Source organism: Stutzerimonas stutzeri, from assembly GCF_002890915.1.
In the GTDB taxonomy this organism is placed as follows: Bacteria; Pseudomonadota; Gammaproteobacteria; order Pseudomonadales; family Pseudomonadaceae; genus Stutzerimonas; species Stutzerimonas stutzeri_AF.
The window spans coordinates 780,507-790,725 of the sequence record NZ_POUT01000001.1 but is presented as its reverse complement, the minus strand read 5'-3'; the positions used below and the strand labels follow the sequence as shown (position 1 = coordinate 790,725).

Below are 10,219 nucleotides of genomic sequence, written 5' to 3'. Positions count from 1 at the left end.
ATCAGCTATTTCGATCGTCTGGGCATGCCAAGACTCTCCTGACCTCAACATCTCGAACCGCCCGGTGCGGACCCGCATGCCGGGTGGTGTGGGAGGGGAACGGCGGTAGCCGTCCCCTATCCCGATTTGGGGTCATCGCGCTTTCTTGGGGAAGCAAGGATTGACACCGGACTGGCAAGTTTGGGTGTTGCTGCCATTTGGTTTGGGCTTGCGCCTTGGTGATCAGGGCGCTTACCGAGTGTGCTGACACTTCTGGTTTCGGCCCCCCGGCCGAGTCACTTTCTTGTTGCTTGCCCAACAAGAAAGTAACCAAAGAAGAAGGGCACCCGACATCCGGGTCTGTCCGCTACGCGGCCAGACTCCCCTCGTTCCGATGCCGCTCCGGGGGCCGTCACGAAGGGACGTCCCTGTCCCTTCGTTCCTCGCTCGGCGTCCATGCCTCGCGTCCCCCTGCGCGACACCTCCACTCAGCCTCCTGACGGGAACGGAGTCCGAGTTGCCTGGAAGACCGTTGATGCTTGCTTTGGCTTGGCTTTTTCTTTCTGTACGAACCATCAGGCGACACCCAACGCCCCTTCAGGAGGGTGAGCGGAATCGTTGCGTAGGGGGTTGAGCCGCAGGGATGCGGCGAAAGGCTTAAAGGGCCATGGATGGCCCTTGTAAGCCGACCCCTGGAGCGGCGATGGAGAGAACGAACCCTGCGCGTAGCGCAGGGCCGGATGCAGGGGCAAGACTTTTTGGTTCCTTTTGGGGCGACTGCCAAAAGGAACTCGCCCAGCAGGGCGAAACCAAGCTCTCAAGCAGCTCGTTAATCGCCAATGAAAGCAAAACTTTCATTCAACACACCCAATCTTGCCAGTCCGGTGTCAAGCAGCCTGTCCCATGAAATGCGAAGAACCTTTTTTACGGCTATGCCATAGCGCGTTGCGCAGGTTGGGTCGAGGAACGAAGCGCCGAAGCCCAACACGTTCCAGTTGGGCTTCGCTACGCTCAGCGCCAACCTGTCCGTGAACGTCCGATCGCCCGGGCAGCGGCTTTCACCACCAAGCCAAGAGAAGGATCAGAGCGCCAGCACATCCGCCGGCCGTCGGCGGAACCAGCCGGTGAGCGACAGGCGCTCGGCCTGGGTGGCCAGCACCTCATGGGGGAACTCGCCGGAAAGGAACACCACCAGGTTGCCGGCCAGCGGCGGGACGTCCAGCTGCGAACCGTCGGCGAAGTGCATGCGCAGCATGCCGCCATGCGCTGGTTGCCAGTCCGGATTGAGGTAGAGCACCGCGGTCACGCAACGGCTGTCGTCATCGCGGAAGCGGTCCAGGTGGGTCTGGTAGAACGCCCCCGGCGGGTAGAAGGCGAAATGGCACTCGAACTCCTCCAGGCCGAGGAACAGCTCGCGGTTGAGCTGCTGGCGCAAGCCGTCCATGAGCTCGAGGTAGTCATCGCACACCGGCGACTGGCCGGGCTCCAGCCACTGGATATGGTCGCTGCGGATGCCTTCGTGCACCGCCTGCGCCTCGCCGCGGCCGACGCCGGCCGGCGCCAGCGCACCCTCGGCCTCGCGCCTGCGGCACTCGTCGGCCAGCTTGTGGGTCACATCACTGGAAAGGAAGGAACGCTGCAACGACCAGCCGCGCTCGGCCAGGTCGTCGATGATCGAAGAGAACGGCAAGGAAGTGACTCCGAAGGGATACTGACAGAGTCTAGAGTCTGTCGCGACTCCGCCACAAGCTGCGCTGCGGCAATCTCGCCAGCCCGCGGCAGCAGTGCGTTCGCGCCTCGACAAGCATACGCCGGGGCACGGAAAATAGACCGCCCGCCAGACAGGAGTTTCCATGCGCGCCCTTTTAGCCTGTGCACTGCTGACCTTCAGCCTCGTCGGCTTCGCCGATACCTACGAAGAGCTCTACGAGACCGCCGGCTGGACCGAACAGCGGGCCAATTTCGCCGATGCGCTGACCGCCGCCCAGCAACGCTACAAGGACACCCTGCCGCCGGCGGTGTTCCAGGCGCTGGTCACCAACAGCAATCGCCGCTTCGCCTCCCACGCCATCGACCAGCGGGCCCTGGGTGCGCTACGGGCGAACCTGGCGCAGCCGCAGCCAGCACTGGCGTTCTTCCAGTCGCCGCTGGGGCGCAAGATCGTCTCGGCCGAAGTCCTCGCCGCCCGCCGCGAACAGCTGGCCCGCCACGCCGGCGGCCTGCCGCGCATGGAGGCCGGCAGCAATCGTCAGTTGCTGATCCGTCATCTGGCCCAGGCCATTCCCGCCAGCGAAGCGGGCGCCGAGGTCAGCCTGGCGCTGGCCGGGGTCGCGGCCGACAGCCTCAGCCAGATGATTCCCGGCCTGCTCGGCGGCGGCCAGGCACAAAACCTGCTGGGCAGCCAACGCCAGCGCATGGTCGAGCAGATCGAGGGCGATCTCGACAACACCCTGCTCTACGTCTATCGCGAGCTGTCCGATGCCGAGCTGGAGGAGTTCCTGCAGTTCGCCCAGTCGGACGCGGGCAAGGCCTACTACCAGGCTGCGCTGCAGGCACTGCGGGCAGGTCTGGCGGTGGGCATGAGCGGCAACGAGCTGGAACCGCAACAGCCGAGCATCTGAGCCGGCGCTACTTCAGCCGCTCGCGCAGGAAGTCGAAGTAGACGCGGCGAAGCTCTTCGCGTTCGTTCGCCAGATGGTGGCGCGCATCGGGCAGGCGGAGGATTTCCGATGTGGCGAACTTGCGCTGCAGCATGGGCAGGTTGTGGCGCCAGTCCACGGTCATGTCCGCCTCGCCCTGGATGATCAGCGGCGAGTGCGTGCTGTCCGGCGCCCCCTCGATCCGCGGGATCCAGCGCGACAGCGCACCGACCCAGGCCGTGGGCAGGATGTCCGGCTGCAGCGGATCGCGGCTCTGGACGAACTCGAGGAAGGCGGGATCGCTGGAGTTGTCGGTGAAGGTCCGCGGGATCTGCCGCACGAAGCGCCGCACCAGCTCGTAGCTGAGCCGCGAGCGCAGCCAGGCGCGCGGGCGGATCAGCGGTGCCAGCAGGATGGTCCGCCCCAGATCGGCGTTGTCCGCCTGGTGCAGCAGATGGTCGAGGGCGATGGCGCCGCCGGTGCTCTGCCCGAGCAGATGCCAGGGGCGCGGCAGATCCAGCTGGCGCGCCTGTTCGAACAGCCCGGCCAGCACCGCCTGGTACTCGTCGAACTCGTTGATGCTGGCGCGCGGGCCGCTGGACAGCCCGTGCCCGGGCAGGTCGCAGGCCAGCACGGCGAAGCCCATCTCCAGGCCCCAGTCCACCACGTGCCGATACAGGCCCATGTGATCGTAGTAGCCGTGCAGGATCAGCAGGCTGGCATGCGGCTGTTCCGGCCACCAGGCCTGGGCGACCACATCGTAGTCATGTACGCGGAAGCGCCCCAGGCGGCGCTGGACATTGCGCCGGTGCGGCATGTTCAGGCCGTAGTAGGCCTGATACTCGAGGGCTTCAGCGGATACGTCGACAGCCTGGGACAACGGCGGCAGGCCGCGACGCAAACGCTCGGGCTGGATACGCGCGGGCATGGGATTCTTTCGGGTTGCGGTGACTCGGGATATTCAGCTCTGCGCCGCATCATGGCAAGCTTGCGCACCCGCAAACAGAATTCCGCCATGAGCACCCGCCGCAAATACCTGCTCGCCGCATTGATCGCCCTGCTCTGGGCCGGCGCCATGCTGGCCGCCTTCCAGTGGTTCGAGGGGCGTTACCTGCGCACCTTCGAGGGTGAGCGCGCCGAGCTGTTCTCCGGCGACGCGCTCAGGCTGCCCGCCGAACTGCAGGGCCACGGCGCGGTGCGCTTCGTGCACTTCTGGGACCCGGGCTGCCCGTGCAACGTCGGCAACCAGCAGCACCTGCAGGAGCTGCTGCAGCGCTTCGCCGGGCAGCCGGTCGAGTTCTACGAAGTGCGCAAGCCGGGCAGCCAGGGCCGCCTGCCGCAGCCGCTGGCCGCGCTCAAGCCTCTCGAAGGACTCATCGGTGCCGAGCGGCTGCCGGCCAGCCCCGCGGTGGGCATCTGGGACCAGCAAGGCGAGCTGGTCTACATCGGCCCCTACAGCGAGGGCGCGGTGTGCAGTTCGGACAACAGCTTCGTCGAGCCCATCCTCGAGGCAGTGCTCGCCGGGCGCAAGGTGCGCGCCACCCACTCGCTGGCGGTGGCCTGTTTCTGCGACTGGCAGCAATAGCGAATACGGCGGCAGTACGGCAGGCAAACTTGATCGCAATCAAATGATAATTATTATCAACTGAAAGAGAATCGCACCCATTGTTGCGGTCGGCAGCACCGCCGACGATCTTCATGGGAGCCGTTCGATGATTCTCCGCCTGCACCCGCTGGCCCTGGCCTGCCTGGCCATCAGCACCTCTTCCGTTCTCGCCGCCCCGCTGGAGCTGGAGGAAACCGTGGTCACCGCCAAGGGCTACCAGGCCGCGACCCAGGACATCCCGCAGGCGATCGAGGTACTGCAGCCGCGGCCGAGCGAAACCGGCGCGCCGGCCGGCAGCCTGTTCCGCGGTAAACCTGGCCTGGCCGTGCACAGCGACGGCGCCTGGGGCCAGAACCCGGTGCTGCGCGGCCTGAAGAAGGAAAGCGTGGTGCTGATGGTCGATGGCGTGCGGGTCAATTCGGCGCAGCCGCAGGGCTCGCTGGCCTCCTTCCTCGACCTCGGCCTGCTCGACCGCGCCGAGGTGGTCAAGGGCCCGGGTTCGGTGCTCTACGGCAGCGGCGCCATGGGTGGCGTGGTCAACCTGATCACCCCCGAAGCGCGCTTCACCGAGCAGGAGGAAACGGGCGGACGCTTCGGCCTGTCCGCCAGTAGCGTCGACAAAGGCTTCCATGGCGCGGCCTTGCTGCGCAACTCCAGCAGCGACCATGCGCTGGTGCTGGGCGTCGCCGGCCGCAAGCTCAACGACTACGACAGCCCCGGCGGCACCGAGGAACGCACTGGCTACAGCTCCGACAACCTGCTGCTCAAGTACAAGCAGCGGCTGAGCGACGATGTCAGCGTCAACCTCAACCTGCAGCGCCATACCGACCGCGATGTCTGGTATCCCGGTTCGGCCCGCAGCGGCACCCCGGCGCTGCTCGGCACCGTCACCATGCATTCGCCGGAGCAGCGCCGCGAGCTGTTCCAGGTCGGCCTGGAGAATCGCCTCGGCGAGGGCACCCTGAGCACCGAGGTCTACCGCCAGGAGGTCTACCGGGAAATCCGCGCCTACTCCGAGAACCTCGGCCGCAACCAGGTGCGCAACGACGTCAGCTTCATCACCCACGGCCTGCGCTCGTCCTACCGGGTGCCGCTGGCCGACCACCTGCTGAGCGTCGGCGTCGAAGGCTGGCGGATGACCGGCGACCCCGAACGGCACATCCACAACAACCCGCCCTTCTTCGATAACGACCAGCGCAACGACCCGTTCAAGGACGGCGAGGTGACCTCCTACGGCCTGTTCGCCCAGGACGAGTTCGAGCTCGGCCGCACCGCCCTCGTCGCCGGCGCACGCCTGGATCGCGTCCGCGGCGACGCCAGGCAGAAGGGCAGCGGCGCCGCCGCGCAGACCAGCGGCCTCGGCAGCAGCGACACCAGCCTGTCCTGGTCGCTGGGCGCCACCCACCCGCTGAGCGACACGCTCAACCTCTACGCCAACGTCGGCCAGGCCTACCGTGCCCCCGACCTGCGCGAGCGCTTCGAGGATGCCGCCCGCGGCGACGGCTACTACCACATCGGCAACCCGCAGCTCGACCCCGAGCGCTCCACCAGCTTCGAGATCGGCCTCAAGGGCCGTGGCGATGGTTTCGACTACCGCCTGGCGGCCTTCCATACCCGCATCGACGACTACATCGCCGGCCGCGTGACCGGCATGAACTCACCCAACGGCCTGCCGATCAAGCGCACCGAGAACCTTGACGAGGTGGTGATCTACGGCCTTGAAGGCGGCGCCAGCAAGGCCGTCGGCGCCTTCGTGGTGGACGCCGGCTTCACCTGGCTGCGCGGCGAGAACAAGCAGGACGATGAGCCGCTGTACCAGATGCCCGCCCACGAACTGACCCTGGGCATCGGCCAGCCGGCCGAGCGCGGCTTCTACTGGCACGCCCAGCTGCGCGCGGTGGCCGAGCAGGACCGCGTCGCCACGCGCTTCTCCAACGGCACCGAGGATGAGACTGCCGGCTTCGTCACCGCCGATGCCAGCCTCGGCTGGGGCTTCGGCAAGGTCGGCGTGCTGCACAGCGCCAACCTCGACGCCAAGCTGAGCAACCTGTTCGACAAGGCCTATCACGAGCACCTGGCCGACGGCGTCAGCGGCTACGAACTGGAAGCGCCCGGACGCGGCATCACCCTGGCCGTGAGTGGAAGCTTCTGATGATCCGCCGACTGCTGCTCATCGTCCTGCTGGCCGCCGCCACGCCGGCGCTGGCGGGCAAGCTGCCGCGCCTGGTGCTGGCCGGCCCGTCCTCCTCGGTGTCCAACCCGTTGATCCACATGGTCGAGTCCGGTGCCCTGGCGGATATCGCCGAGCAGGTCGAATTCGTCGCCTGGCGCGATCCCGACCAGCTGCGGCTGATGGCACTGAACCGCCAGGCCGACGTGCTGGCCATGCCGGTCAACGTCGCCGCCAACCTCTACAACCGCGGCGCGAGCCTGCGCCTGCTCAACGTCTCGACCTGGGGCCTGCTCTGGCTGGTGTCCCGCGATCCGCAGCTGAACAGCATCGGCGACCTGCGCGGCAAGGAAATCGCCCTGCCGTTTCGCGGCGACATGCCGGACATCCTCTTCGGCCTGCTGGCCGAGCGCGAAGGCCTGGACCTGCGCAAGGACCTGCGCCTGCGCTACGTCGCCACGCCCATCGATGCCATGCAGCTGTTGCTGATGCGGCGCACCGACCATGCGCTGCTGGCCGAGCCGGCGATCTCCATGGCATTGCGCAAGGCCGCCGAGGGCCCCCTGAGCCTGGTCGCACCCGAGCTGCATCGCAGCGTGGACCTGCAGCGCGAATGGGGCCGCCTGCTACAGCGCGAGGCACGCATTCCCCAGGCCGGCATCGCCCTGATGGCCAGCATCAAGGACGACCCGGCGCTCGCCGCGCACATCGCCCGGGCCTATGCCGATTCGCTGCAGTGGTGCCACGCCCATGCCGATGCCTGCGGCCAACTGGTCGCCAGGCACCTGCCGATGCTCAGCGCCGAGGCCGTCGCCGACTCGCTGGCGGTGGCGCAGATGCAGGCGGTGCCGGCCGCCGAGGCACGGGCGGAAGTCGAGTTCCTCTTCGAACGGCTGCTCGAGAAGAATCCGGCGCTGGTCGGCGGCAAGCTGCCGCCGGCGGACTTCTACGCGCCGGCTGGGCCATGAGCCTGCTGCGCAGCTGGCTGGGCGGCCTGCCGGGCTATCTCTGGAGCGGCTGGGGCGCGCTGGCCAGCCTGTGCCTGCTGCTCGCCGGCTGGGAGGCGGTGGCCGCGCATTACGGTCCGCTGGTGCTGCCCGCGCCGCTGGACACCTTCGCCCGCCTGCTGCAGCTGATCGAGGATGGCGCGGCCTGGCCGGAACTGCTGGCCACCGGCCGGCGCGCCCTGCTCGGCTTCGCCCTCTCGGTGCTGCTGGGCAGCGCGCTGGGGCTGGCCGCCGGCGTCTCCATGACCGCCTCGATGATGGCGCGGCCGCTGGTCACGGTGCTGATGGGCATGCCGCCGATCGCCTGGCTGGTGCTGGCGATGCTCTGGTTCGGCGCCAGTGACGGCACGCCGGTGTTCACCGTGTTCATCGCCAGCTTCCCGCTGGTGTTCGTCGGCGCCCTGCAGGGCACGCGCACGCTGGACAACCAGCTCAAGGACATGGCCCTGGCCTTGCGCCTGCCGCGACGCATGCTGTTCTTCGATGTCTACCTGCCGCACGTGGTCTCCTACCTGTTCCCGGCCTGGATCACCGCCCTCGGCATGGCCTGGAAGATCGTGGTGATGGCCGAGCTGCTCGCCACCCAGGACGGCGTCGGCGCGGCGCTGGCGGTCTCGCGCTCGCATCTGGACACCAGCGCCACCATGGCCTGGATCAGCGCCGTGGTGGGCCTGCTGCTGGCGGTGGAATACCTGCTGCTGGAGCCGATCAAGCGCGAAGTCGAACGCTGGCGCGAGGTATCGCCATGAAGCGCCTGCAGGTCCACGGCCTGGGCCACGCCTTCGGCCGCGACGAGATCTTCGCCGGCATCGACTTCGGCCTGGCCGCCGGCGAGGTGGTCGCCCTGGTCGGCCCCTCCGGCTGCGGCAAGACCACCCTGCTGCACCTCTGCGCCGGGCTGCTGGACGTGCAGGAGGGCCGCATCGACAACGGCTTCCGCAACCCGGCCAGCATGTTCCAGCAGCCGCGCCTGCTACCGTGGAAGACCAGCGCCGACAACATCGCGCTGGGGCTCAAGGCGCGCGGTATCGCCCGGCACGCGCGCCTGCGGCAGGCCACTGCGCTGGCCTTGCGCCTGGGCCTGGGCACAGGCGATCTGGCCAAGTTCCCGCACCAGCTTTCCGGCGGCATGCAGAGCCGCGTCTCGCTGGCCCGCGCGCTGGTGCTGCAGCCGGACCTGCTGCTGCTCGACGAACCTTTCGCCGCGCTGGACATCGGCCTCAAGGAGGAGCTCTACGCGCTGCTGCTGGCCGAGCAGGCCGCGCGCGGCATGGGCGTGCTGATGATCACCCACGACCTGATGGAAGCGGTGCGCCTGGCCGACCGCATCCTGGTCATGGCGGCCGAGCCGGGGCGCATCGTCAGCCGCCTGGAACTCGACCTGCCCGCGCCGCAGCGCACCGATGCCTGGATCTACCAGCACACCGCCGAACTGTTGCAGCTGCCGGCGGTGCGGCAGAGCTTCGGCCTGGCCACGCGCGCGCCACAAGCGTTGCCGAGCGTCGCCCAGGGCGCCATACGCGAGGCGGCCTCTCCAGCCACTGCCAGCAGGAGGCGTTCACGATGCTGACTACCGTCACCCGCCGGCTCGCCGCTTGGCCATTGCTGCTGTGCAGCTTCCGCCCGCTGTTTCTCGTCAGCGTGCTGCTGGCCGTGCTCGGCGTGGCGCTCTGGCTCGGCTTTCTCGGTTTCGGCCTGGCGTTGCCGGCGGTCCCGGGCGGCCCGCTGGTCTGGCATGCGCACGAGCTGCTGCTGGGCTTCGGCCTCGCCGCGGTGGCCGGCTTCGTCCTCACCGCGGTGCCCGAATTCACCGCCAGCGCGGCGTTCGGCCGGCGCGTCGGCCTCGGCTTCGTCGCCCTCTGGCTGGCGGCGCGGCTGTGCTTCTGGCTGTCCGGCGTGCTCGGGCCGTGGCCGGCCGCGCTGGGCAACGTCGCCTTCGCCCTGGCGCTGCCGGTGCTGCTGACGCCACGCCTGCTGGGCGACCCGTTGCGCCGCCAGTACGGATTCTTCGGCGGGCTCGGCGCGCTGGCGCTGGTGACGGCAGGCTTTCATCTCGACGTGCTGGCCGGCCACTACCCGATGCGCTGGCTGCACGCAGGCGTCGGCGTGATGATGGTGCTGATCGTGGTGGCGATGAGCCGCATCTCCATGCGCATCCTCAACGACGCCATCCAGGCCCGCCGCGACCGTGGCCACGAGGTGGACGAGGACTATCGCGCCCGGCCGCCGCGACGCAACCTGGCGATCGTCTGCATCGCGCTGTTCAGCCTCGGCGAATGGCTGGCGCTGCCGGTGGCGCTCAACGGCTGGCTGGCGCTGGCCGCGGCGGCGGCGATGCTCAATCTGCTGAACGACTGGCATATCGGCCGGGCGCTGTTCGAGCGCTGGTCGCTGATGCTCTACAGCGTCTACTGGCTGATGGCGCTGGGCTACGCCACATTGGGCATCTCGTTGCTGGCGAACGGCGTAGCCAGCAGCGCCGGCCGGCACCTGCTGACGCTCGGAGCGATGGGCGTGTCGATCCTGGCGGTATTGTGCATCGCCGGGCGCACCCACAGCGGCCATGCGCTGGACCAGCGCCGCTGGGTGCCGCTGGCGGCCGCGCTGCTGGTGCTGGCCGCGCTGCTGCGCGCCGGCGCGGGCCTGCCGGGCGCACCGGCGCAGGTACTGACGCTGCTGGCCGGCCTCGGCTGGCTGACGGCCTTCGCCTTGGCCTTGCGCTACCTGGCACCGATCTGGCTGAGCCCCAGGCCGGACGGCGGGCAGGGTTGCGAGGAGCCGCTGAGCGAGGACAATGCGCCGGGCTGCCGGTAGTGCT

9 protein-coding genes are annotated in these 10,219 nt (G+C 68.5%); 7 read left to right on the top strand and 2 right to left on the bottom strand.

What is annotated here, in order from left to right; genetic code table 11:
- Positions 1-1,060 precede the first annotated feature (1,060 nt).
- Positions 1,061-1,669, bottom strand: a complete 609-nt coding sequence (locus tag CXK94_RS03740) for a 2OG-Fe(II) oxygenase (protein ID WP_102893319.1) — start codon at positions 1,667-1,669, stop codon at positions 1,061-1,063.
- A 163-nt stretch (positions 1,670-1,832) separates the two neighbouring features.
- On the opposite strand from CXK94_RS03740, the gene CXK94_RS03735 reads away from it, so the two are divergent.
- Entirely contained in the window at positions 1,833-2,600 is a 768-nt protein-coding gene (locus CXK94_RS03735; RefSeq protein WP_102893318.1) for a DUF2059 domain-containing protein, read from the top strand.
- A gap of 7 nt (positions 2,601-2,607) precedes the next feature.
- Here the strand turns inward: CXK94_RS03735 and CXK94_RS03730 are convergent, their stop codons facing one another.
- Positions 2,608-3,546: an alpha/beta hydrolase gene (locus CXK94_RS03730; RefSeq protein WP_102893317.1), complete on the bottom strand. Its 939-nt coding sequence runs from the start codon at positions 3,544-3,546 to the stop codon at positions 2,608-2,610.
- Between the two features lie 87 nt (positions 3,547-3,633).
- Between CXK94_RS03730 and CXK94_RS03725 the strand changes: the two genes are divergently transcribed.
- From CXK94_RS03725 to CXK94_RS03700, 6 genes are all read left to right on the top strand, one after another.
- Positions 3,634-4,203 carry a DUF6436 domain-containing protein gene (locus CXK94_RS03725; protein WP_102893316.1) on the top strand — a complete coding sequence of 190 codons (570 nt, stop codon included), beginning with the start codon at positions 3,634-3,636 and terminating at the stop codon, positions 4,201-4,203.
- 127 nt (positions 4,204-4,330) lie between these two features.
- A complete protein-coding gene (locus CXK94_RS03720) occupies positions 4,331-6,376 on the top strand; it encodes a TonB-dependent receptor plug domain-containing protein (RefSeq protein WP_102893315.1) in 2,046 nt (681 codons plus the stop codon).
- Positions 6,376-7,362 carry an ABC transporter substrate-binding protein gene (locus tag CXK94_RS03715; RefSeq protein ID WP_102893314.1) on the top strand — a complete coding sequence of 329 codons (987 nt, stop codon included), beginning with the start codon at positions 6,376-6,378 and terminating at the stop codon, positions 7,360-7,362. Before CXK94_RS03720 ends, CXK94_RS03715 begins: the two co-directional genes overlap by 1 nt.
- Positions 7,359-8,150 (top strand): ABC transporter permease, encoded by a 792-nt coding sequence (locus CXK94_RS03710; protein ID WP_102893313.1) that lies wholly within the window; start codon positions 7,359-7,361, stop codon positions 8,148-8,150. The genes CXK94_RS03715 and CXK94_RS03710 overlap by 4 nt, the downstream gene beginning before the upstream one ends.
- Entirely contained in the window at positions 8,147-8,971 is an 825-nt protein-coding gene (locus tag CXK94_RS03705; RefSeq protein WP_102893312.1) for an ABC transporter ATP-binding protein, read from the top strand. Before CXK94_RS03710 ends, CXK94_RS03705 begins: the two co-directional genes overlap by 4 nt.
- Positions 8,965-10,215 carry an NnrS family protein gene (locus CXK94_RS03700; protein WP_102893311.1) on the top strand — a complete coding sequence of 417 codons (1,251 nt, stop codon included), beginning with the start codon at positions 8,965-8,967 and terminating at the stop codon, positions 10,213-10,215. Before CXK94_RS03705 ends, CXK94_RS03700 begins: the two co-directional genes overlap by 7 nt.
- Positions 10,216-10,219 lie beyond the last annotated feature (4 nt).

Coding starts and splice junctions, on each gene's coding strand:
- CXK94_RS03735 (WP_102893318.1), top strand. CDS start 1,833: ATGCGCGCCCTTTTAGCCTGTGCACTGCTGACCTTCAGCCTCGTCGGC.
- CXK94_RS03730 (WP_102893317.1), bottom strand. CDS start 3,546: ATGCCCGCGCGTATCCAGCCCGAGCGTTTGCGTCGCGGCCTGCCGCCG.
- CXK94_RS03725 (WP_102893316.1), top strand. CDS start 3,634: ATGAGCACCCGCCGCAAATACCTGCTCGCCGCATTGATCGCCCTGCTC.
- CXK94_RS03720 (WP_102893315.1), top strand. CDS start 4,331: ATGATTCTCCGCCTGCACCCGCTGGCCCTGGCCTGCCTGGCCATCAGC.
- CXK94_RS03715 (WP_102893314.1), top strand. CDS start 6,376: ATGATCCGCCGACTGCTGCTCATCGTCCTGCTGGCCGCCGCCACGCCG.
- CXK94_RS03710 (WP_102893313.1), top strand. CDS start 7,359: ATGAGCCTGCTGCGCAGCTGGCTGGGCGGCCTGCCGGGCTATCTCTGG.
- CXK94_RS03705 (WP_102893312.1), top strand. CDS start 8,147: ATGAAGCGCCTGCAGGTCCACGGCCTGGGCCACGCCTTCGGCCGCGAC.
- CXK94_RS03700 (WP_102893311.1), top strand. CDS start 8,965: ATGCTGACTACCGTCACCCGCCGGCTCGCCGCTTGGCCATTGCTGCTG.